Source organism: Ruegeria sp. AK4 (genome assembly GCF_056541025.1).
The window spans coordinates 337,434-360,295 of sequence record NZ_JBQFXS010000003.1 but is presented as its reverse complement, the minus strand read 5'-3'; the positions used below and the strand labels follow the sequence as shown (position 1 = coordinate 360,295).

The following is a 22,862-nucleotide window of genomic DNA, read 5'->3' as shown; positions in this document are numbered from 1 at the left end:
TTACCTGAGGTGGTTCTATCGAAATGCGCGTCCAACCAAACGAAGAGGCAGCATTTTTCGAGTCAAATCAAACGCAAAGCGCCCTACCCCTCGGATTTGCCCAGCGGCACCACGTTGTCGTGGTCGTCGGGGGCCAGTTCCTCGAAATCGAAATTGTCCAGCCGCTGCGCCCGGCGTCCCGCCTTATCGGCGCTGATCTTGATCTCGGAAATATCCTTGGCCGCCTGCCCGAAATGCCGGTCCAGATTTGCCACCCGGTCGCCCAGACGTTCCACATCCTTGTGCAGCATGCCCAGTTCCTTGCGGATCGCGCCCGCCTGTTCGCGCATCCGCGCATCTTTCAGGATAGCCCGCATCGTGTTCAGCGTTGCCATGCAGGTGGTCGGCGACACGATCCAGACCCGCGCCGCGAATCCGTCGCGCACCACATCCGGCAAACGCGCGTGCAGTTCTGCATAGATCGCTTCGGAGGGGACAAACATCAGCGCGCCATCGGCGGTTTCGCCGTCAAGGATGTATTTCTCGGAAATGGCCTTGATATGCACCTTCACCGCAGCCCCAAAGGCGCGCAGGCATCTTTCAACCTCTTCACGGGTCTGCGCCGCCGCCAGCGCTTCAAAATCCTCCAGCGGGAATTTGGCGTCGATCACGATGGGCCCCGGCGGATTCGGCAGGTGGATCAGGCAATCGGCCCGCTTGCCGTTCGACAGGGTCGCCTGCAGCGAATAGCTGTCGGCGGGCAGCGCCTTTGAGACGATGTCGTTCAGCTGAATCTCCCCAAACATGCCCCGCCGCTGCTTGTTCGACAGAATATCCTGCAAACTCAGCACATCCCCCGACAGTTTGGTGATATTGTCCTGCGCCTTGTCGATCGCCGCCAGACGTTCCTGCAACTGCGTCAGCGAGGTCGCGGTCTGTTTCGATGACCCGTGCAGGGTTTCCTTCATCCGCTCCTGCATTTCGGCCAGCGCCCGCGCCGATTTCATCGCGTTGTCCGCCAGCCGGTCATTCATCTGCTGCTGCACCGAAGACAGGCGCGATTCCACGGTCTGGATCACCTGCACCTGCGCATTGGCCTGCGTGTCCGAGACATGCTGCAACCCGCCGCGCAACTGCTCCTGCCCCTGCCCCAACTGCTGCACATGCTGGCCCAGATGCGCCATCTGCCGCGCCAGCGGTTCCGCCATCCGGGCCGAGCGCTGCGCGGCGCGCAGCGACAGGAACAACAGCAGCAGAATCAGGGCGACCACCCCGCCCGCGACAAGAATCACGGGGTCGTTCAATGCGTAAGGGGTGCCTGCTATCTCAATCATCACGACTCAGTTTGTTCTCGTTTTGTTTCAGCCTTCTTAACCCGCGCGCAGTATCAAATCAACTGCGCCCGAACAGCCGCTCGATATCGCTGAGCTTCAGTTCCACGTAAGTCGGCCGCCCGTGGTTGCACTGGCCGGAATGGAGCGTCGCCTCCATCTCGCGCAGTAGGGCGTTCATTTCCTCGGCCCGCATCCGGCGGCCCGACCGGACCGAACCGTGGCAGGCGACGCGGGACAAAATCGCTTCGATCCGCGCCTGCACGGTCTGGCTTTCGCCCTGATCGGCCAGTTCGTCGAGGATATCGAGGATCATCGCGCGGGCATCGACCTCACCCAGAATGGCGGGTGTTTCGCGCACGGCGATGGCGCCACCGCCGAACGGCTCCAGCGTCAGCCCAAGGCGCGACAGGTCGTCGGCCACCGCCATCAGGCGGGCGCAATCGCCCTCGGACAGTTCCACAATCTCGGGGATCAGCAACGCCTGCGCCGCGACACCGTTCTCGGCCATCTGGCGTTTCAGCTTCTCGTAGACCAACCGCTCATGCGCGGCGTGCTGATCGACGATCACCATGCCATCGGCGGTCTGGGCGATGATGTAATTCTCATGCACCTGTCCGCGCGCGGCGCCCAGAGGCACGTCCTGCGCTTCGGGGACCTCCACCGGCGCGACCGGTGCCGGTTCGACGACGCTGCCGCTGTAATCCTGAGCCAGTTCCGCAAACCCCGGGGCCTGCGCGCGAAAAGCCGCCTGACGCGCCGCAGGGGACGGGCGGTCCATCTGATACACCCGCGCCGGGGCCGGCCGCGCGGGCTCGGGCCGCATCGCCCCCAGGGTCGCATTAGAAACGGTCGAGGACGCCCGATGCCCCGCCTCGGCCAGCGCATGCCGCAGGGCCGAGACGATCAGCCCGCGCGCCACGCCGGGATCGCGGAACCGGACCTCGGATTTCGCAGGATGCACGTTCACATCCACCAGCGTCGGATCGCAATCGATGAACAGCGCCGCCGCCGGATGGCGGTCGCGGCTGAGGAAATCGAAATAGGCCGCCCGCAGCGCCCCGGTCAGCATCTTGTCGCGCACCGGACGGCCATTGACGAACAGGTACTGCGCCACCGCCGCACCGCGCGAATAGGTCGGCAGCGCGGCGTAACCATAAAGCCGTATCCCCTCGCGCGTGGCGTCGATCTGCAGGGCGTTTTCCGCAAATTCGCGCCCGATCACGCGGGCCAGACGGGCGTGCAGCGCGTCGAACAGATCGCCATTCTCGCGGTCGGCGCGGAAGGTCACGCGGCCTTCGCCCCCGCCGGACACGTCGCGCAGGGTGAAGGTGATCGCCGGTTCCGCCATCGCCAGACGTTTCACGGTGTCGGTGATTGCCTGCGCCTCGGCCCGGTCGGTGCGCATGAATTTCAGCCGCGCGGGCGTGGCGTAGAACAGATCGCGCAGTTCAACCACCGTACCGGCGCGCAAGGCGGCCGGTTTCACCGCCTCCATCTGCCCGCCTGCCACGCGGACCTGCGCCGCCTCACCCTCGGGCTCCCGGCTGGTGATGGTCAGCCGCCCCACCGCACCCAGCGAGGGCAGCGCCTCGCCCCGGAAACCGAAGGTGTGGATGTTCAGCAGATCAGAGCCGTCGATCTTGGACGTGGCATGGCGCGACAGGGCCAGCGGCAGATCCTCGGCGGCAATGCCGCAGCCATCATCGGTCACGCGAATAAGGGTCTTGCCGCCATCAGCGATATCGATGGCAATACGCGTGGCCCCCGCGTCTATCGCATTCTCCACCAGTTCCTTGACCGCCGAGGCCGGACGCTCGACCACCTCACCAGCGGCGATGCGGTTGATCGCGGCATCGTCGAGTTGCCGAATGACCGGGCGATTTTCGTGGATATAGGGGTTCGTCTGCGCCATACCGCTAGACCTAGCACATGCGCGCACGATTCTGCCACAGGTTTGAGCGGTGAGATTTCAGGCTGAGGGGGCGTCCGAACAGTCGCGGCGGGTCGCTTCTATCAGTTCCCGCATGATCACGACTGTCCGGACAAGCCGAAGTGAGTGGTGGTATTTCAGCTGTTAACGACTGTCTGTTTAACACGGGATTTAGCTTAAATCTTGTTAAGAAATCCGGCTGTGCAATCTGGGCAGAGTTTGGCCGATGGCCTGCGAAACCGGTTGGCAGGAAAACGCCGCTTCACGCAGACGTGCGCGCGCCCACCCGTGCCCTGCAAGGGCCAAACATCGCCGCCAGCGCAAGGATCAGGCCGGACATCGTGGCGATCATCCCGGCCGCGCTGACCGCATCCGCCCCGCCCAGCCATAACGGGCCATAGCCGGCCAGCACATAGCCCGACACGGCTGAGACGATGGCAAAGACGACACTCCATGCAATCTGGGCCTCCAGCCGGTTGGTCATCATCCGCGCCGCGGCGGGCGGGCAGATGAACATGGCGATCACGATGATCGACCCCACCGCATCGAACGCGGCCACGGCGGCGATGGCCGCCGTGATCACCAGCGCCAGACCCAGCGCGCCGGTGCGGATGCCGATGGTTTGGGCGAAACCCTCGTCAAAGGTCGAGATTTTCAGCGGCCGCCAGAACAGCCAGATGAACAGGATCACCCCAGCCAGTGTCAGCGCGATACGCGGCAGTTCCGGCGGCAGCCCCGCCAGCGCCTGCAGGTCCAGCAGCGAGGGCCAGCCGGTCGCATCCAGCCAGATCAGGCTTTCCAGATTGCCGTAAAGCGCGTGTTCGACGTCCAGATGCACGGCCGAGGTATCGGTCTGCTCCAACAGCAGCACGCCCGCCGCAAACATGGTGGTAAACACGACGCCCATCGCCGCACCGGGTTCGATCTGTCCCAGTCGCCGGATCGCCTCGATCAGCACCACGGCGACCACCGCCGCGCCTGCTGCGCCCAACATCATCGGCCAGGTCGAGATGGCTCCGGTCAGCAGAAAGGCCACCACGATTCCCGGCAGCACCACATGGCTGATCGCATCGCCGATCAGGGCCTGTTTGCGCAGCACCAGAAAATTGCCCGGCAGGGCGCAGGCGATGGCCGCGAATGTGCCGATCAGCAGGGGCGTCAGGGACAGGGGGACGAATTCCTCACCGCTCATGTCGGCACTCCCTGCGGGCCGCCGATCTGGCGGTCGATCTCGGCGATCTGGTCGCGCGTCAGCACGGTTTCGATATCGCGCAACCCGTCATAAAGTGCCGCCGTCGCCTCATGCGCCTGATCGGCGCGGATGATTTCCCAGCGTTTCTCGTCGCGCAGGGCCTTGGCGGCACGGGCCTTGCCGACCTCGGTCGCCACCCCATCGGCGCGCACCAGATCGGCGCGGCGCAGCAGGCGCAGGGTGAGCGGTTCGTAGATCTTCTGCCCCTGCGCCAGCGCCAGCAGGCCCTGCCGGATATGCACCCGGCGCTGGAACCGCAGGTGGCGCAGCACGGCGGCAAGCACGCCGCGCACCGGCGCAAACAGCAGCGACAGGACAAAGAAGCCAAAGCTGACCAGAACGATGATCGGCCCGGTCGGCAGGTTCGGGGCCGAGGCTGAAATCGCCGCGCCGATATAGCCAGCCAGCCCGCCTGCGAGGCCGGACAGCAGAACCACCCGCTCGGATCGTTCAGACCAGAACCGGGCGGTGACCGGAGGGATGATCAGCAAGGCAACGATCAGGATCAGGCCGACGATTTTCAGCCCCACCACCGTCACCGCCATCACCAGCCCCATCATCGCCAGATCGATCCGATGCACCGGCAACCCGCGCGCCGCCGCGTATTCGGGATCAAAAGCCACCATGGTCATCGGACGGCGGATCAGCAGCACCAGAAGCAAAGTTGCCGCGCCGCCAATGGCGATGATCAGCGCATCGGCAAACAGCATTCCGGCGGTCGAGCCCAGCAGGAACCCCTCGAGCCCGGCCTGACGGCCCACGCCCATGGTCTGGATCACGGTCAGCAACACGACGCCGAAGCCGAAAAAGACCGACAGGATCGCCCCGATCGCCGCATCCTCGGCCAGACGGGTGCGCCGGGTCAGCCAGTTCATGCACAGCAGCCCGACCCAGGCCGAGACCGCAGACCCCGCAAGCAGGCCCAGCAGGTTGCGCCCGTCGCCGCCCAGCGCCACTAGCAGCATGAAGGCCAGACAGACACCCGGCAGGGTCGCGTGGCTGATCGCATCGCTGACCAGCGCGCGTTTGCGCAGAAACAGGAAGGTGCCGGTCACCCCGGCAGAGACGCCCAGCAGGGTCGCACCAATGGCGACCAGCGTGGCGTTATAGCCAAGCTGCAGGCTCAGCGCGTCCCAAAGCATGATTTAGCCCAAGGCCTGCGAAATCTGGTCGATCTGTGCGGTGGCCAGCCGACCGCCATAGGCCGCCTGCAGGGTTTCGGCGGTGAAGGCCTGCGCCACGGGTCCTTCGGCCACTTTGCGGGTGTTGATCAGGAACACATGATCGAAATAGTCGGTGACGGTGGCCAGATCGTGATGCACCACAATAACGGTCTTGCCCGCCTGCTTCAGCGATTTCAGCACCGCGATGATGGCTTTTTCGGTGGCCGCATCGACGCCAGCAAAGGGTTCGTCCAGCAGATACAGGTCAGCGTCCTGCGCCAGCGCGCGGGCCAGAAACACCCGTTGCTGCTGACCACCGGACAACTGCCCGATCTGGCGATCCGCGAAATCGCGCATGCCGACGCGGTTCAGGCAATCCATCGCGCGGGCCATGTGCCGTGCGCGAATGCGCCCCAGCAGGCCCAGCTGACGGGACAGGCCCATCAGGACCACATCGATCACGCGGGTCGGAAAATCCCAATCCACGCTGGCGCGTTGCGGCACATAGGCGATGCGCGCGCGCTGCGCTTCAAGCGGTTTGCCATAGACCGTCACCTGACCGGACAGCGGCGACACGATCCCCAATGCGGCCTTGAGCAGGGTCGATTTCCCCGCCCCGTTCGGCCCGATGATCGCGGTCATCGCACCGGGCTGCACGGTCATATCCACCGAGAACACCGCTGGTTTCTGCCCGTACGACACGGTCAGACCGCGCACGCATAGCGGGCTGGTGTCCAGCCCTTGATCCTGCACCGAAACGCCCTTGTCCGAGACCAGATTCAGCATCGCTCAGAACCCCGCCGACAGTTTGCCGTCCATGCCGCGACCGGGCACATCCCCGTCCAGCGCACCGGCAATGACGGTGATGTTGTGATCCAGCATACCGATATAGGTGCCCTCGTACGTGCCCGGCTCGCCCATGGCGTCCGAGAACAGCTCACCGCCGACCTTGACCTCGTGCCCTTTGGCCGCCGCGCCTTCGATCAGCGCCCGGATCGACCGGTCCGAGACCGAGCTTTCCCCGAAGACAGCGGTGATCTGGCGATCAACCAGCAGGTCGACCAGTTCTCCGATCCGGTTCAGACCGGCCTCGGACTGGGTCGAGATGCCCTGAATGCCCAGAACCTCAAACCCGAAACTGTCGCCGAAATAGCCGAACGCGTCATGCGCCGTGACCAGCACCTTGTTGTTGTCGGGGACCGAGGCCAGAACCTTATCCGCATAGCCCGTCAGCCGGTCGATATCGGCCAGATGCGCCTGTGCGTTGGCGGCAAAGGTCGCGGCTGCTCCGGGGCGGGTTTCTGTCAGCGCCGCCTGTACTTCCAGCACCACCTCGCGCCAAAGCTCCGGCGTCATCCACACATGCGGGTCGTATTTGTCTGCGTAATCGTCATGGGCGCGCAGCTTGGTGGTGTCGATGCCTTCGGCCACCGCAACAACCGTCCGTTTGCGGTCCAGATCATGGAAGAAACCTTCCATCTGCGCCTCAAGGTACAGGCCATGCCACAGGATCAGGTCCGCCCGGGTCATCGCCACGATATCGCTGCGGGTCTGACGATAGGCATGCGGGTCGACGCCGGGGCCCATCAGGCCCTTTACCTCAACCTGATCACCGCCCACCTGCCGCGCCGCATCCGCGATCATGCCGGTGGTTGCGACCACTTTCAGCGGTGCCTCGGCCCATGCGGCAACAGGCAAAGCTGCGGCAAATGCCAGCGCTGCAAGAAAACTGCGACGAATCATGGACAGCCCCATTTTGCTTTCCGTTTCCAGTTGAATATGAGAACCATTCGCAATTAAGTCAACGCTAATGCGAATTATTCGCAAGAAAGCGCTTGTTTTGCCCATTTGGGCAAAAAGCCTCTCACCCAGAGCACACACGCGGTCCCTGCTGCCGATCTCAGTGCCCGTCCGGCGACCGGAGAACGACCGGGACGCTGAAGCGAAAATCGGTCACTTTGGACTGAATCATAGACCATCCGTGCCGCTTGCTGCAGGCTGAGACCGAAGCAATTACATACCGGGGCCTAGCGAATAGGGTTCCCAGCCAACGGAGGCCCAAATGGATTTTTCAGGACAAACCGTCATCGTCATCGGCGGCACCAGCGGTATCAACCGGGGCATTGCCGAGGCGTTTGCGGCCTCGGGCGCGAAGCTGGCCGTTGCCAGCCGGTCGCAGGACAAGGTGGATGACACCGTCGCGGCGCTGAAAGCCGCCGGCGCGGCCGAGGCCATGGGGGCGGCTTTCGACGTACGCGATCCGGACGCGGTGGCCGCTGGCCTCGAACAATTCCACGACGCTTTCGGCGATTTCGACGTGCTTGTGTCCGGCGCGGCGGGCAACTTTCCGGCGCTGACATCCGAGATGTCGGTCAACGCGTTCAAGACCGTGGTGGATATCGATCTGATGGGCACGGTGCATGTGCTGAAAGGGGCCTATCCCTTTCTGAATCGGCCCGGTGCCAGCATCATCAACATCTCGGCCCCGCAGGCGTTTTTGCCCTACGAAGGGCAGGCCCATGTTTGCGCCGCCAAGGCGGGCGTGGATCAGATCACCCGGACGCTGTCGATGGAATGGGGGGTCGAGGGGATCCGCATGAACTCGGTCGTGCCCGGGTTCATCGAAGGGACCGAGGGCGCGCGGCGGCTGGCCCCGACCGAAAACGCCCATGAGGAATTGCGCCGCGATGTGCCCCTGGGGCGCTGGGGCACGCCACAGGATGTAGCCAATGCCTGCCTGTTCCTTTGCTCAGATCTGGCGAGCTATATCAGCGGCACGGTGCTGTCGGTGGACGGCGCGCTGTATCAGCGCGGGTCGGGCAAGTTCGGGCAGATGATGGGCCAGATGCTGCGTGGCATGAAAAAGGGCTGAGCAACGCGCTCAGCCCCTGATCGTTCAGTTGGTGGCTTCCAGCCCGACCGGCTTGCCGACAACGGTGAAATGCAACCCGTCCGGGTCCAGCAATTCGCTGGCGACGCGGTTGACCTCGTCCAGCGTCACGGCGTTGACCTGATCGTTGCGGGTGGCGATGTAGTCGATGGGCAGGTTCTCCATCTGCATTCCGACCATGATCCCGGCGATCTGGCCGTTGCCGTCGAACCGAAGCGGGTAGGCCCCCGTCAGATAGGTCTTGGCATCGTCCAGTTCCTTCTGCGTCACGCCCTCGGATGCGGCACGGGCCCATTCATCGCGGATCACCGCAACCGTATCGGCGATGCGATCATTGGCCGAGGAGACTGAGCCCAGATAGACCGAGGCCAGATCCTTGGGCACAAGGTAGGTCCCGATCCCGTAGGTCAGGCCGCGTTTTTCCCGCACCTCCTGCATCAGGCGGCTTTCGAAGCCACCACCGCCAAGGATGTGGTTCAGGACGAAGGCGGCAAAGAAATCCGGATCGTGGCGGTCGATCCCGGCCTGCCCGAACAGCGCCACGGATTGCGGCGTGTCGAATTCGACAATGCTGACACCGCCGGGGATGGTCACATCGGCTCGGTCCGGGATCGGCTTACCCACCTCGGGCAGATCGGCCAGCAGCGTGTCCAGCAAAGCACCCAGTTCTTCCGGCGTGATGTCGCCAACGGCCCCGACATAGAGACGGTCGCGGGCAAACACGCTGTCATAGGCTTCGACCACATCGTCACGTGTCAGGGCCGAGACGCTCTCGATCGTGCCCTTGCCTTCGGACCCATAGGGGTGATCGCCATAGGCCATCGCCGCGAAACTTTGCCCGGCAATGTCGTTGGGATCGGTCTGATCGGAGCGCAGGCCGGACAGAACCTGTGCCCTGACCCGGTCGACCGCATCCTGATCAAAGCGTGGTTCGTGGATCGTGGTGCGCAGCAGATCGATCACCTCATCGCGGTTTTCGGTCAAAAAACGGGCCGAGATCGACACGGTATCGTCCGTCGCGCGATAGCTGAACGAGGCCGCCAGCGACTCAAGCTCGCGCGCATAGGTGCGGGCATCCATGTCGCCCGCGCCTTCTTCGATCAGGCCGCTCATCAGGTTGACCGCGCCGCGCTTGTCCGGATCGTCCAGCGAGGTGCCGCCGCGAAAGCGCAGTTCCAGCGCAGTGAAGGGGATCGAGTGATCCTCGACCAGCCAGGCGGTGATGCCGCCGGGCGAGGTGACCGGCTGAATCTCGATCTCGGCCCATGCGGGGATGGCGACGACGAAAGCAATAATAGTTGCGAAAATCCGGGTCATTGCGTCACCTCATCGTCGCGCATCAGCCAGCCGGTCACGGATGCTTCGGGTTGCAGCACCTCGCGGGCGGCGGCGATGATCTCATCCCCGGTCACGGCCTGCAGGATGTCGGGCCAGGCCTGCACATCCTCGACCGTCAGCCCGCTGGTCAGGGCGCGGCCATAGCGGTTGCCGATCCCGTCCACATTGTCGCGGGCATAGGTCTGAGACGCGCGCAACTGCATCTTGATCCGGTCGAGGTCTTCTTCGTTCACCCCGTCCACGATGAAATCGGCCACGGCCTTGTCCATCGCATCCTCCGCCTCTTGCAGGGAAACGCCTTCGGCGGGCACCACGATCAGGTCAAAGGTGGTGTCGTCCAGCGAAACACCCCGGTAGAACGCGCCGGCATAGACGGCTGTCTGCGCCTCGAACTGCAGCTTTTCGTTCAGATACGAGGTCGTGCCCCCGCCCAGAAGCTCGGCCAGCAGGAACAGCGCGGCGGCCTTTTCCTGCGCGCCTGCATCGCGTTCCGGGGCCAGATAGCTGCGTTGCACATAGGGCTGCGCCACGCGCGGGTCCTTGTAGGTCAGGCGGCGCTCGGCGGTCTGCGGCGGCTCTTGCGAACGGACGCGTTCGGGCAGGTCGGGATTGGCCGGGATCACGCCGTAATACTGATCGGCCAGCGTGCGGACCGCATCCGGGTCGACATCGCCGGTCACCACCAGAATGGCGTTGTTGGGGGAATAGTGGATTTCGTAGAAGGACAGCGCGTCCTCCATGTCCAGCGTCTCCATCTCGTGCTTCCAGCCGATGATCGGCACGCCGTAACGATGGTTCAGATACTGCGCCGCGTTCATCTGCTCGCCGAACAGGGCGCGGGGGCTGTTTTCGGTGCGCTGGTTGCGTTCTTCGAGGATCACGTCGCGTTCGGTGGCAATATCGTCCTCGGTCAGGCGCAGGTTGCGCATCCGGTCCGCTTCCATCTGCATCATCAGTTCCAGCCGGTCGGCGGCAACGCGCTGGAAATAGGCGGTGTAGTCATACGAGGTAAAGGCGTTGTCATTGCCGCCATTGGCCGCGACCGTTGCCGAGAACTCGCCCGGGGCCAGCGTGTCGGTGCCCTTGAACAGCAGATGCTCGAGAAAATGCGCCACGCCGGATGATCCGACGGGTTCGTCCGCCGATCCGGCGCGATACCAGACCATGTGCTGCACGACGGGGGCGCGGTGATCCTCGATCACCACGACATCCATGCCGTTATCCAGCGTAAAGGTTGTGACCGCTTCCTTGCCATCCTCGGCCAATACCGGGGTGGCGGCGATCAGGGCGGCAGACAATGCCAGAGCCCGAACCATGGGGCATCCTCCGTTTCGTTTCAGACCTTCAAACTACGGTGGTGCCAGCCGGGATCAAGAGAGATGACGGAAAGTTAAGAATTATTCATCCGGCGGCGAGGACGGTGTTTCCACACCGGCACGGCGGGCAGTCTCGGTTTCTGCGTAGGGGTCGATGGACTGACGTTCATAGACCTGTTCGTACCGGTCGACCGGGAACAGGCGCAGGCCGGTCCAGCGGCCACGGCGCTTGCGGAAGGCATCGTCATCGGCCTGCACCACCTCGCGCGTGTTTGCGGGCACGCCATAACGGCTTGAGGCGGTGACCAGCGCCGCGTCAGACGATGGAATCGCGGTATTGGGGTTCAGCGCCGCCTCGCTCCCGCCCAGTGCGACCACGGCATCGGCGTTGGGATTCGGGTCGGTCAGATTGCTGCCGCCCGGCGTCGGGGCGGGCAGGAACGCGTAATCCTGCGGCTGCGTCAACGGTTTGACCGGCAGCACCGCGAACTCATCCGGTCCGGCACCCGGAGGGTCGAAATCGCGCAGGCCGGGGTTGCTGCATCCCGTAACGGCGGCAGCAACTGTCAGAACAAATATGGCACGCGGCATCCGCATCGTCGTCTCCAGCCAGTTTGAAGCGCTTTTATCGCATATCATCCGGCGCGTCACGAGGGCTTTTTCGCATCGAACAGCACCAGCCCCACCGCACCGGCAAAGATGAACACATCCGCCAGGTTGAACACAAACGGGTTGTGGATGCCGCAACAGGACATGTTGAGGAAATCCAGCACAAACCCGTACAGCACACGGTCCACCACATTGCCCAGCGCCCCGCCGATCAGCAGCCCGCCGCAGATCAGCATGAGTTTCGTGGGGGCCGCGCGCAGCAGCCAGATCAGTACGCCCACCGAAATGACCAATGAAATCCCGATCAGCACCCAGCGCGCCGAGTCGCTGTCGCCCTGGAACAGGCCGAAATTGATGCCGCGATTCTCGCCGTATTTGAACACCAGCAGCGGCGGCAGCACGTCAATCTCGCCTTCGGCCACGCGCATGACGTGCACGACCAGATATTTGCTGATCTGGTCGATCGCAAACGCGGCCAGCGCCGCCCAAAGCAGAAGGCGCGTGCGCATCAGTGGCGGAAATGACGCATGCCGGTGAAGACCATCGCCAGTCCGGCCTCGTCGGCTGCGGCAATCACTTCGTCGTCACGCATTGAGCCGCCGGGCTGAATCACACAGGTCGCACCGGCCTGCGCCGCCTCCATCAGACCGTCGGGGAAGGGGAAGAACGCGTCCGAGGCCACGGCCGAGCCAATGGTCAGCGGTTCGGCCAAGCCCAGCACATCGGCCATGCGTTCGGCTTTCTTCGCCGCGATCAGGGCCGAGTCCACGCGGCTCATCTGCCCCGCACCGACGCCCACGGTCGCGCCGTCCTTGACATAGACGATGGCGTTCGACTTGACGTGTTTCGCCACTTTCCACGCAAACAGCAGGTCGCGCATCTGCTCGTCAGACGGGGCCTTCTTGGTGACGACCTTCAGGTCATCCATGCCGACAAAACCGTTATCCTTGTCCTGCACCAGCAGGCCGCCGGCCACCTGACGCACGGTCTTGCCACCGGCGGTCACGTCCGGCAGGCCCTCGGTGGTCAGCAGGCGCAGGTTCTTTTTGGCGGCAAAGATCGCCTTGGCCTCATCCGACGCGCCCGGAGCGATCACGACCTCGGTGAAAATCCCGGTGATCTCCTGCGCGGTTTCCGCATCCAGCGGCTGGTTCAGCGCCACGATGCCGCCGAAGGCCGAAGTGCGGTCGCAGTCGAACGCGGCCTTGTAAGCCTCCAGCAGCGTCGCGCCTGTGGCGACGCCGCAGGGGTTGGCGTGTTTGATGATGGCACAGGCCGCACCTTGCGCCGGATCGAATTCAGCCACCAGTTCGAACGCAGCATCGGTGTCGTTGATGTTGTTGTAGCTCAGTTCCTTGCCCTGATGCTGCACAGCGGTCGCCACGCCGGGGCGGTTCGTGCCGTCGGTATAGAACGCCGCCTGCTGATGGCTGTTCTCACCATAGCGCAGGGTCTGTTTCAGCTCACCGGCAAAGGCGCGGCGTTTGGGGGCCTCAAGCGCCAGCGCACCGGCCAGCCAGTTGGAGACGGCGGTGTCATAAGCGGCAGTGCGGGCATAGGCCTTTTGCGCCAGCTTGCGGCGGAATTTCGGGCAGGTCGCGCCGTTGTGCTGATCCATATCGCCCAGCAGTTTGTCGTAATCTTCGACGTCCACAACCACGTTGACAAAGGCATGGTTCTTGGCCGCCGCGCGGATCATTGCCGGGCCGCCGATGTCGATATTCTCGACACATTCATCGTAATCCGCACCCTTGGCCACGGTCGCCTCGAACGGGTAGAGGTTCACCACCAGCAGGTCGATCGCGCCGATGCCGTGTTCGGTCATCGCGGCGACATGGGTGTCATTGTCGCGCAGGGCCAGCAACCCGCCATGCACCATCGGGTGCAGGGTTTTGACCCGGCCATCCATCATCTCGGGGAAGCCGGTGACCTCGCTCACATCCTTCACCTCAAGCCCCGCCTCGCGCAGCGCCTTCGCCGTGCCGCCGGTCGACAGCAGTTCGACCCCGCGTTCGGCCAGCGCCTTGCCCAGCTCGGTCAGCCCGGTCTTGTCGGAAACGGAAAGCAACGCGCGGCGCACGGGGTGAAAGTCGGTCATGGGTCCAAAGGTCCTTTTGGCGTCAGTCGAATTCGGGCTCGTCCCGGTGCAGATCGCGCACGGCGTAGGCTGTATCCTGTGCCTTGCTCAGCGTCCACCCGATGCGCGTCGCATACTCCATTGCGCGGCCGGATAGAACGATCTGTTTTGTCGCGCGTGGCTTCAGACGCCCTTTTTCAAGGTAAACGCTTGGAGTGACCGACAATTTTCCCACGCCATCATGGCGGAAAACCCAGATCTCACCGCTTTTCAGCGCCATCGACACCGCCGCCCCGCCCAGATCAAGCGCCGCATCCACGTCGGGATGCAGGTGAAACCGGATATCGAACCCGATCCCGGACAGGCCAGAGGCATCCAACGCCCGGTCAAACTGCCGCTTCGCCTTGTCGGTTGCGGTCAGCAGAATATCCTCACCCGTCAGTTCCCGCCCGTCAAAGCGCAGTTCCAGCGTGCGGGCATGGGTCAGGCCAAAGACCCTTGCATAGCCGTCATGACCGGCCATCAGCCGCACACCCTCGAACGCATCCTCGAACTGAACCGGCACGTCCTGCGGCGCATCGACCAGTGCCTGCGTTTCCCGGCCCGGAATCGCACGCGCCAGCCGGGCGCTGGAATAGCCGTCCAGACACAGGGTCGAATGCGACGGCGTCGCCCGGCCCGCGCGCCGCCATTCCAGCCCGAAACTCCCCCCGGACCCGCAATTGACGATCAGAGGCCGCCGTCCCGAGGTCAGCTCGAACGCCAGGGTCGAGGCATGGGCGTTGTACGAGGCCGCGCCGGTCGGCGGCGCGCTGGCGTCCAGCACCACCGTGGTCCGGGCGGCGGACAGACGGGCATAGCCCATCGGCAACTCGGTCGCCGCCTTGTGTTTCACCCCGCTTTGGGCCAGCGCCTGTTCCAGCCGGCCTTCGATGCCGCGCCCGCCGCCGTGAAACCGCGCCAGCGCGCCATCGGCGTGGCGCAGGCTGCGCAGGGTCGGCGCGATGCGCTTGATGGCATTGGCCTGCGCCGCCGGGGTGCCGCGCCCCAGATCATGCAGCGCCGCCGAAGTCCAGCTGAGCAGGGTAAACACCTCAAGCAACTCTTCGGGGTTGCGGGTCGGAATGCCGCCCTGCGCATCCACCTGCCGGTCACATTCCCCGGCCAAGGCGCGCAGGGCGGGATCGGCCATATGTTCCAGCCCCTCCAGCGCCAGCCCGGATTGCACCAGACCTGTCAGAGCCTCGAATCGCGGCAGGCCCGGTGTCGCTGCCTGCCAGCGTTTCGACAGAAACCATGTCTGCTGCGCCAGCGAGCGGAAGAACAGCCGGCTTTGCGCCTCATCCGCCCCGCGCAGCAGGAACAGCGCGTGGTTGATCCAGCGCATCACCCGCCGTCCGGTCAGGTCGGGCACCCAGCCGGGGCCCTGGCCGCGGCCATGCGCCTCGATCCAGCCCCAGACCCAGCGCTGCGCCTTTTCCCGCGCGCGCATGTCGCCCACGGCGGCCAGATCGTCGAGCCAGGCAAAGCCGTGGCGGTCGTCGTCAAATCCGGCCGAGGGGGCCGTGACCTCCCACAATCCGGTGTCCTGCGCCTCGACCAGATAGCCGGCAAACAGCAGGTTCCCGGCGACCAGCTGGCGACCGCGCGCAAAAGACCCTACGGTGCGGGGTTCAGGCTGGGATACAAAGCCGCTGACCGCCTTCTGCCTCTGGCTCAGGCGCGCGTGGAACCGGTTCTGGAACCGCATCCACCGACTGGTCATGGTGTCCGACTGTGACATGACGCCCGTTACTCTGCCCCTTGCGCTCTGCTGGCGCCTGAGACCCAACGATAGACCGCCCCGATCGTCAAGTCATGGAAAAGCTTCGCTTAGGTGGATTTGCTCAGGCAGGCGATATAGAACCCGTCCATGCCGCCCGTGTCGGGCCAGTAATCGGGGCGCAGGCGCAAGCCGCCCTCTTCGGTGATCCAGCCGCTTTCGATCCCCGGCAGGTCCAGTGCCGAGCGGTCAATGCGCATGTCGGGATGCAGGCCCAAAGCCTCTTCGATCTGCACCTCGCCTTCGTCGGGCAGCAGCGAGCAGGTGCAATAAACCAGCCGCCCGCCGGGTTTCAGCAGGGTCCAGGCGTGGGCCAGCATCCGCGCCTGCAATTCGATCAGCCCGCCGAATTCCGAACCGTCCTTGGCAAAGGGCAGATCGGGGTGACGGCGGATGGTTCCGGTCGCCGAACAGGGGGCGTCCAGCAGGATGGCGTCATACTGGCCCTGATGGTCCAGCGCATCCGCAGCGATCACTTTGGCCTCAAGACCCGTGCGTTTCAGGTTCTCATGCACCCGCGCCAGTCGTGCTTCTGAAACATCCAGCGCTGTGACCTCAGCCCCGGCGGCGGCCAGTTGCAGCGTCTTGCCCCCCGGCGCAGCACAGAGGTCCAGTACCTTTTCCCCCGGTTTCGGATCCAGAACCCGCACCGGCAAGGCCGCCGCCGCGTCCTGCACCCACCAGTCCCCGGCCTTGTAGCCCGGCAGGGCCGAGACCTGCCCCGCGTCCTGCAGCCGGACCGAGCCCGTGGGCAAACTGTCTCCGCCCGGGGCCTTGCCCCCCGGCTTCACCGTCACGTCCAGCGGCGCTCCGGCAAAATGGGCCTGTTCCATGCCCTTCACCGCGTCCTCGCCCCAGGCCATGATCAGCGGATCGCGCAACCATTCCGGCAGGCGCGGCACCCGCATTTTGGGCCAGGCCTCGGGCCCATCGGCAGCAATCTTGCGCAGAACCGCGTTCACCAACCCCTTGAGCCGCCCGTGCTTGCGCGACCGCCCGACGATCTCGACCATCGAATTGACGACCCCATGCGCCGCCTCGCCCTGACACAGCTCAACCGTGCCCAGCCGCAGGGCGTTGTGCACCGTCAGCGCGGGCGTCTGCCGCAGGTGATCGGCCAGCAGCCGGTCGGCGCGTTCCAGCCCGCGCAGGGTTTCGACCGTCAGCCGTTGCGCCCGCGCGCGGTCTTCGGGAGCCAGACGATCCAACGCGCCCGCCGCCAGACATTCGGGCAGCAACCGCCCCTCGCCCAATATCTGATCCAGCAGATAGATTGCGCTGCGCCGCGCGGCTGTTGCGGAATTTGACATGATGCTGAGTGCCCCTGATGACCTTTGCCCGCATTGCCTTGGGCGGACGAGGGCGTATATCAAGGCGCTGAACGGAAAGGAACCCGATGTCATGAGTGACGAGCGCAAAGACCTGCCCCCTGCCGCCCAGCGCGCCCTGGCCGAGGCGGAAGAGCGTCGCAAGAAGGCCGAGGCGGAAGCCGGGGAACGGCCCAAGGAACTGGGCGGGCGCGACGGTCCCGATCCGGCCCGTTATGGCGATTGGGAGAAAAAGGGCATTGCCATCGACTTCTAGGCCTCGCCCCGCAGCGCCTGCAGAAAATCGTCAATCAACGCCCGCTGCCGTTTTGACCGCACCCGATCCTCGGGCCATGTCAGCCAATAGCCATCTTTCGTCTGCAGCTCGGGCAGGTCCAGCCTGCACAGCCGCCCCGTCTGCAGATTGCCCGCCGCCAAGGGCACCGAGCCCAGAGCGATCCCCATCCCCTGCCGCGCTGCCGTGATTGCGTGGCCAACGGAATCGAAGCTCAGCCGACCAGTCGGCAAATCCTCGACACCCGCAACCCGCGCCCAGTCCTGCCAGCCGGGGCGTTCGCCGCGCAGGTCAATCAGCGGCGCGCCCCACGCCACACCGGGCGCGGCCATCGGGGCCAGCACCTCGGGCGCGATCAGTTTCGCCTTGCGTCCGGGCCACGCGCCGCGGCCGTAGCGGAGTTGCAGCCATGTCCGCTCTTCCTCCAGTGACGAGCGGCGGGCCATCGAATCGGTCATCACCCGCACTTTGGGCCGCATCTCAAGGAACGCGGGCAAGGCAGGCAGAACCAGCGCATGAATTTGCGAGGACAGGCCCGCCACCCGCAATTCGCGAGGGGACTTTCCAAACAGGTCCTCGGTATTGCGTTCCAGCGCCTGCAGGCTGTCCTGCACCAGCGGCAGATAGCTCTCGCCCTCGATGGTCAGGGACACGCCGCGCGCCTCGCGCACGAACAGCGACCGTCCCAGCCATGCCTCGAGGTTGCCGATCCGCTGGCTGACCGCCGCCTGCGTCAGACCAAACTCGCGCGCGGCGGCGGAAAAGCCGCCCAGACGCCCCGCAGCCTCGAACACGCGCAGCCAGTCCAGTGGCGGCAATCCGATCTTTTTCTTAGCCATAAGATTTTCCAAGCCTCAGTCGCAATAAGGTTTAATTGTCGTAATGTCAGAAAGCACGTATCTCCTCAAGCAAAGTCCGCGCCAGACAGGAGACCCCGATGCTGCGCACCGTTCGTTTTGAACCTTCAATCATCACCGTGGAATTTGCCGGCGGCGCCCGGTCCCGCTTTCATGCGATCTGGCTGCGCGACAATGCGCTGGACCCGGAAACCCGCGCGCCCGGCAATGGCCAGCGCCTGATCACCATCGGCGATATCCCCGCCGATGTTTCGGTCAGCGCGGCGGATGTTGTGAATGGCGATTTGCAGGTCACGTTCCAGCCGGAAGACAAGACCGTCACCTTCCCCGCCCAATGGCTGGCCACGCATAGCTACGACCGAGTGCAAAGCGCCGCGTTCGGGCGCATCGCCCCCGGCATCACCACATGGGCGCAAGGTATCGACGCGCCCAGCGGGGATTGGGCACAGGTTCACGCGGACCCCGCCGCCAAGCGCAACTGGCTGGCTGCCGTCGCGGAATACGGTTTTGCCAGGTTGACCGGCGGCCCGACCGAGCCGGAATCGTTGCTGCAGGTGGCCGATCTGTTCGGCTATGTGCGCGAGACCAATTATGGCCCCTATTTCGAGGTGCGGACCGAGGTGAACCCCAACAACCTCGCCTTTACCGGGATGGGCTTGCAGGCCCATACCGACAACCCCTATCGCGATCCGGTGCCAACGCTGCAGATCCTCTATTGCCTTGAAAACAGCGCTGAGGGCGGGGAGTCCATTGTGGTCGACGGTTTCCGCGCCGCCGAGCGCCTGCGCGACCGGAACCCCGAAGGTTTCGCCCTGCTGGCGGGCTATCCGGCCCGGTTCGAATACATGGGCTCGGACGGGGTCTGCCTGCGCGCGCGCCGCCCGATGATCGAACTGTCACCCGATGGGGAACTGATCGGCATCCGCTTCAACAACCGCTCCTCGGCCCCGTTCATCGACGTGCCGTTCGACAAGATGGAGGCTTACTACGCCGCCTATCGCCAGTTGGGCGAGATCATCGACAACCCGGCCATGGGCGTGTCGTTCAAGCTGGAACCGGGCGAAAGCTTCATCGTCGACAACACCCGCGTCCTGCACGCCCGTCTGGGCTATTCCGGTTCCGGGTCCCGCTGGCTGCAGGGCTGCTACGCTGACAAGGACGGGCTGCTCTCCACACTGGCCGCGATGGAGATGGCGCAGCCGGAGGCGGCGGAATGAAACCGGACTTCTCAAGCCTCAACCGCGACAATATCGTGGCCTTCATCGGCGATATCTTCGACCGCCGCGGCGGCGAGGAATATCTGGGCGAACCCGTCACCATGGCCGAACACATGCTGCAAGGGGCCACCATCGCCGAACAGAACGGCATGCCCGAGGAAATCATCGTCGGCGCTCTGTTGCACGATATCGGCCATTTCACCTCGGAATTCGGCACCTACCATCCCGACGACACCGAGGATCGTCATCACGAGGATGCGGGGGCCGAAGTGCTGGAGCAGTTCTTCCCCTCGGTCATCACCGATTGCTGCCGCTATCACGTGGCGGCAAAACGGTATCTCTGCGCCACAAAGCCCGAGTATTTCAACCGCTTGTCCGCCGCATCGGTCCATACGCTGGAACTGCAGGGCGGGCCCATGAATGCCGAAGAGGTCGCCGCGTTCGAGGCCAACCCGAACCTGCAACAGATCATTCAGGTGCGCTATCTGGACGAGGCAGGCAAGCGCGCCGACATGGAAACCCCCGGCTTTGCCCATTTCGCCCCGATGGTGCAGCGCATGGTCGACAAACATATGGAGGTCGCATGAACGCCCCCGAATATATCTTTGAAGCCAGCACCAAGCCCTCGCTGCCCTGGCACGAGGTGCCGCTGATCCGCGCCACCGACGCCTCCGTCAAAGGCTATGGCTGTCTGGTCGATGACCCCGAGGGGTTCGAGATCGAGATCACCCGCTGGCCGCAACAGGGCTGGCGGCCCATCGACGAGGGCACCGGGGACGAAGGCGGCTGGGTCGAGGGCACTTTTCGCGGCAAATGGAAGGGCGATGTGCTGTATGGCGAGAACGAGGCGGTGGGTGGCCACTATGTTCTGGGCTGGTCCACCGACCCGCAGCAGGCGCAAACCGCCCGCCAAACCGCGCCCCGCGATCAGGTCCTGCTGTGGCACATGAACTATCACCCGGACGGAGGTCAGATGTTCTGGCCGCTGGACAACAAGCCCTTCATCATCCCCGCCGCCCTGCCCGGCGACAACCTGACGCCCGAGAAAGTAGTGGCCTTCTGGTGCGACGGCGCGCGCGGGCTCTATATTCATCCCGGCATCTGGCACGAGGGGATTTTCCCGGTCGAAGACACCCAGCGGTTCCTTGACCGTCAGGGCGCAGTTCATGCCCGCGTCAGTGCCGATATCGGCAAGGAATTCGGCGTCTACCTCGCCTGTCCCCTGCGCGCGGACAAGATCAGAGATCTGTGACGACACGCCCTGTGGGGCGTGTTTTCAGAAAGCCTTAACCTTTGCCGCAAACTTCTGCGATACTCTCCTTGCGCGTGTGCAAAGGAGGCGAAGATGGCATTGAACAGACGGAACGTTGTGCAGCTTGGAACGGCAGCCACCGCAAGTGCGCTGCTGCCCCGGATCGGCCTGAGCGCGACCAGCCAGAACGACGCGTTCGAGGCGCAGTTTGCCGTCACGCTCGATCGCCTGCGCACGGGTTTTGCCGTGCTTGGGTTCACCGAGGCCCCGCCCCTGCCGATCACCACCGGCGACGCGGGCTACAATGGCGGGCTGCGGCATGATTTCGATCAGGATGTTCTGGCCGAAAAGGCGTTCGTCATCCAGCCTCTGGCCCGCGTCGGCGATGTCGACGAGAAAACCCGCCCCGATGTCCTGCCCCTGTTTCACGAGGTCGGCTGCCATCCCGGCGGGGCGATCTCGGGCCGCGACACGACGCAGCTTATGGTGCGCCTTCTGACCGAGGATTTCGGCCTCGACCCGGCGCGCCTGGCCTTTGTCAGCGTGCCACAATCCGACGACATGCGTCCGGTTCTGGATGGTCTGGACCTGCCCTTTGCCGAAAAGGTCCTGCTGCGCGATGAAGCCGAGGCTCTGGCCGCCCGCGATGCCTCGGGCTTTTTCTTTCCCGACCCGTTTGGCGAGGATTACCTGATCACTATGGGCGTCTATTACCGCATCGGCGATCAGGCCGAGCCCGCGCCCACCGCCTATCCGCCCTCGGCCAACTGGACCGAGATCGGAGAGATCATCATCGGCGGCGAGGCCGCGCCCTTGGGCATCTCAATCGGAGCCGAACGGCTGACCTATGCGCTGACAAGGCAGTTTCCCACATGGGATCAGAGGCTGGGGGCGCTGTTTGCGCAGGTCGAACAGGACGGCGCGGAACCGCCGGGGATGGCGGCGTTTCGCTAATGCGAATTGTATGTTTGCGAGGGGTACAAGGAAAAAGAATTGCTGACTCTATTATTATTAATGTTTGGATTTGTGGTTATCATGCCCCTGACATCATGGGCCGCGATGATTTTTCTGTCTTCGGTTTTTTCAGTCTTCAACTTCAAGGATGAGTTCATTGAGTTCTGGATCAGAACGCGCGGCACTCCGCCGTCACGCAGACGGCTGGTTCTGAGCGCCTATGGGGCGGCCAACCAATTTTTCATACATGAATTTTGCCACGATCTAAACGTGCCTAATGGGATACGGATCATCCCCAATGCCAACTATTTTCTTTTTTTCGCGCTAGGTTTCGCATCCATAATAGTAGCGTTGCTCTTTTGGGTCGCCGTGTTCTTTGCCTATGTTTTTGCCTACGTTCTTGTGCGCACTTACTTCTAACCGCCGCACCTACAACCCCAGCACATCCACCATATCATACTGACCCGGAGCCTTGCCCTGCCCCCACAGCGCCGCCTTCAGCGCGCCGCGGGCAAAGATGGCGCGGTCGGTGGCCAGATGGCGCAGGACGATGCGTTCTCCTGGGGCGGCAAACAGGACGTCATGTTCGCCGACAATGTCTCCGCCGCGAATGGCGTGAAAGCCGATATGGCCCCGCTGGCGCGCGCCGGTGATGCCGTCGCGGCCCCGGTCGGACACATCGGACAGATTGACGCCGCGCCCTTCGGCTGCGGCCTCGCCCAGCATCAGCGCGGTGCCCGAGGGGGCATCGACCTTGTGGTGGTGGTGCCCTTCGATCACTTCGATGTCGAAATCCTCATCCAGCGCGGCGGCAACCTTTTTGGTCAGTTGCACCAGTAGGTTGACGCCAAGGCTCATGTTTCCCGCCCGCACGATCACCGCATGGCGCGCGGCCGGTTCCAGCGCCGCGATCTGTTCGTCGCTCATGCCGGTGGTGCCGATCACGTGTACACAGCGCGCCTGTGCGGCCAAGGCGGCGAACTCCAGCGTCGCCTCGGGCGCGGTGAAGTCAATCACTGCCTGCGCCTGCGCGAAGGCCGCGAGCGGATCGTCGGTGACGGTGACACCCAGCGCGGGGCCGCCCATCGCCGTGCCCACATCCTGCCCGATCCAGTCATGGCCCGCGCGCTCGACCACACCGACCAGACGCGCCTGATCGCTGTCAGTCACGGTCTTGATCAGCATCTGCCCCATGCGGCCCGAAGCCCCTGTGATGACGATCCCCGGAATATGGGTCATGGCGGTGTTCCCTTGCTGCAAACTGCTCAAA

Annotated in this window: 22 protein-coding genes; 7 read left to right on the top strand and 15 right to left on the bottom strand. The window is 64.2% G+C overall.

Going from position 1 to position 22,862, the window contains the following annotated elements; translation table 11 throughout:
* Positions 1-83 precede the first annotated feature (83 nt).
* From ACR0EZ_RS08175 to ACR0EZ_RS08150, 6 genes are all read right to left on the bottom strand, one after another.
* Positions 84-1,313 (bottom strand): DNA recombination protein RmuC, encoded by a 1,230-nt coding sequence (locus ACR0EZ_RS08175; RefSeq protein ID WP_480612158.1) that lies wholly within the window; start codon positions 1,311-1,313, stop codon positions 84-86.
* 58 nt (positions 1,314-1,371) lie between these two features.
* Positions 1,372-3,225 (bottom strand): DNA mismatch repair endonuclease MutL, encoded by a 1,854-nt coding sequence (gene mutL / locus ACR0EZ_RS08170; RefSeq protein WP_480612157.1) that lies wholly within the window; start codon positions 3,223-3,225, stop codon positions 1,372-1,374.
* A gap of 280 nt (positions 3,226-3,505) precedes the next feature.
* On the bottom strand, positions 3,506-4,435 hold the full coding sequence (locus tag ACR0EZ_RS08165) for a metal ABC transporter permease (protein WP_480612156.1): 930 nt from the start codon (positions 4,433-4,435) through the stop codon (positions 3,506-3,508).
* Positions 4,432-5,637 (bottom strand): metal ABC transporter permease, encoded by a 1,206-nt coding sequence (locus ACR0EZ_RS08160; protein ID WP_480612155.1) that lies wholly within the window; start codon positions 5,635-5,637, stop codon positions 4,432-4,434. Before ACR0EZ_RS08160 ends, ACR0EZ_RS08165 begins: the two co-directional genes overlap by 4 nt.
* A gap of 3 nt (positions 5,638-5,640) precedes the next feature.
* Complete coding sequence (locus tag ACR0EZ_RS08155; protein ID WP_480612154.1) at positions 5,641-6,444, bottom strand: metal ABC transporter ATP-binding protein; 804 nt, start codon at positions 6,442-6,444, stop codon at positions 5,641-5,643.
* 3 nt (positions 6,445-6,447) lie between these two features.
* Entirely contained in the window at positions 6,448-7,401 is a 954-nt protein-coding gene (locus ACR0EZ_RS08150) for a metal ABC transporter solute-binding protein, Zn/Mn family (RefSeq protein ID WP_480612153.1), read from the bottom strand.
* Positions 7,402-7,720: 319 nt separating this feature from the next.
* Between ACR0EZ_RS08150 and ACR0EZ_RS08145 the strand changes: the two genes are divergently transcribed.
* Complete coding sequence (locus ACR0EZ_RS08145) at positions 7,721-8,530, top strand: SDR family oxidoreductase (protein WP_480612152.1); 810 nt, start codon at positions 7,721-7,723, stop codon at positions 8,528-8,530.
* A 24-nt stretch (positions 8,531-8,554) separates the two neighbouring features.
* Here the strand turns inward: ACR0EZ_RS08145 and ACR0EZ_RS08140 are convergent, their stop codons facing one another.
* From ACR0EZ_RS08140 to ACR0EZ_RS08110, 7 genes are all read right to left on the bottom strand, one after another.
* Complete coding sequence (locus tag ACR0EZ_RS08140; protein ID WP_480612151.1) at positions 8,555-9,865, bottom strand: M16 family metallopeptidase; 1,311 nt, start codon at positions 9,863-9,865, stop codon at positions 8,555-8,557.
* The gene (locus tag ACR0EZ_RS08135) at positions 9,862-11,202 is read right to left on the bottom strand and encodes a M16 family metallopeptidase (protein ID WP_480612150.1); all 1,341 of its coding nucleotides are present in this window, start codon (positions 11,200-11,202) and stop codon (positions 9,862-9,864) included. The genes ACR0EZ_RS08140 and ACR0EZ_RS08135 overlap by 4 nt, the downstream gene beginning before the upstream one ends.
* A gap of 81 nt (positions 11,203-11,283) precedes the next feature.
* On the bottom strand, positions 11,284-11,799 hold the full coding sequence (locus ACR0EZ_RS08130) for a DUF3035 domain-containing protein (RefSeq protein WP_480612149.1): 516 nt from the start codon (positions 11,797-11,799) through the stop codon (positions 11,284-11,286).
* Positions 11,800-11,849: 50 nt separating this feature from the next.
* Complete coding sequence (lspA, locus tag ACR0EZ_RS08125; protein WP_480612148.1) at positions 11,850-12,320, bottom strand: signal peptidase II; 471 nt, start codon at positions 12,318-12,320, stop codon at positions 11,850-11,852.
* Positions 12,320-13,909, bottom strand: coding sequence for a bifunctional phosphoribosylaminoimidazolecarboxamide formyltransferase/IMP cyclohydrolase (gene purH / locus ACR0EZ_RS08120; protein ID WP_480612147.1), 1,590 nt, complete (start codon positions 13,907-13,909; stop codon positions 12,320-12,322). Before purH ends, lspA begins: the two co-directional genes overlap by 1 nt.
* A gap of 22 nt (positions 13,910-13,931) precedes the next feature.
* Positions 13,932-15,671 carry a heparinase II/III family protein gene (locus ACR0EZ_RS08115; RefSeq protein WP_480612146.1) on the bottom strand — a complete coding sequence of 580 codons (1,740 nt, stop codon included), beginning with the start codon at positions 15,669-15,671 and terminating at the stop codon, positions 13,932-13,934.
* Between the two features lie 89 nt (positions 15,672-15,760).
* Positions 15,761-17,020: an RsmB/NOP family class I SAM-dependent RNA methyltransferase gene (locus ACR0EZ_RS08110; protein ID WP_480612145.1), complete on the bottom strand. Its 1,260-nt coding sequence runs from the start codon at positions 17,018-17,020 to the stop codon at positions 15,761-15,763.
* A gap of 91 nt (positions 17,021-17,111) precedes the next feature.
* Between ACR0EZ_RS08110 and ACR0EZ_RS08105 the strand changes: the two genes are divergently transcribed.
* Positions 17,112-17,294, top strand: coding sequence for a DUF1674 domain-containing protein (locus ACR0EZ_RS08105; RefSeq protein ID WP_480612406.1), 183 nt, complete (start codon positions 17,112-17,114; stop codon positions 17,292-17,294).
* On the opposite strand, the gene ACR0EZ_RS08100 is transcribed toward ACR0EZ_RS08105, so the two are convergent.
* Entirely contained in the window at positions 17,291-18,151 is an 861-nt protein-coding gene (locus ACR0EZ_RS08100; RefSeq protein WP_480612144.1) for a LysR family transcriptional regulator, read from the bottom strand. The genes ACR0EZ_RS08105 and ACR0EZ_RS08100 overlap by 4 nt on opposite strands.
* 98 nt (positions 18,152-18,249) lie before the next feature.
* On the opposite strand from ACR0EZ_RS08100, the gene tmpA reads away from it, so the two are divergent.
* From tmpA to ACR0EZ_RS08075, 5 genes are all read left to right on the top strand, one after another.
* Entirely contained in the window at positions 18,250-19,386 is a 1,137-nt protein-coding gene (gene tmpA / locus ACR0EZ_RS08095; protein ID WP_480612143.1) for a 2-trimethylaminoethylphosphonate dioxygenase, read from the top strand.
* Entirely contained in the window at positions 19,383-19,973 is a 591-nt protein-coding gene (gene tmpB, locus ACR0EZ_RS08090; protein WP_480612142.1) for a (R)-1-hydroxy-2-trimethylaminoethylphosphonate oxygenase, read from the top strand. The genes tmpA and tmpB overlap by 4 nt, the downstream gene beginning before the upstream one ends.
* On the top strand, positions 19,970-20,638 hold the full coding sequence (locus tag ACR0EZ_RS08085) for an ureidoglycolate lyase (RefSeq protein ID WP_480612141.1): 669 nt from the start codon (positions 19,970-19,972) through the stop codon (positions 20,636-20,638). The genes tmpB and ACR0EZ_RS08085 overlap by 4 nt, the downstream gene beginning before the upstream one ends.
* A 93-nt stretch (positions 20,639-20,731) precedes the next feature.
* Complete coding sequence (locus ACR0EZ_RS08080; RefSeq protein WP_480612140.1) at positions 20,732-21,592, top strand: hypothetical protein; 861 nt, start codon at positions 20,732-20,734, stop codon at positions 21,590-21,592.
* An 81-nt stretch (positions 21,593-21,673) separates the two neighbouring features.
* Complete coding sequence (locus tag ACR0EZ_RS08075; RefSeq protein ID WP_480612139.1) at positions 21,674-22,012, top strand: hypothetical protein; 339 nt, start codon at positions 21,674-21,676, stop codon at positions 22,010-22,012.
* A gap of 9 nt (positions 22,013-22,021) precedes the next feature.
* Here the strand turns inward: ACR0EZ_RS08075 and dapB are convergent, their stop codons facing one another.
* Complete coding sequence (gene dapB / locus ACR0EZ_RS08070) at positions 22,022-22,831, bottom strand: 4-hydroxy-tetrahydrodipicolinate reductase (protein WP_480612138.1); 810 nt, start codon at positions 22,829-22,831, stop codon at positions 22,022-22,024.
* Positions 22,832-22,862 lie beyond the last annotated feature (31 nt).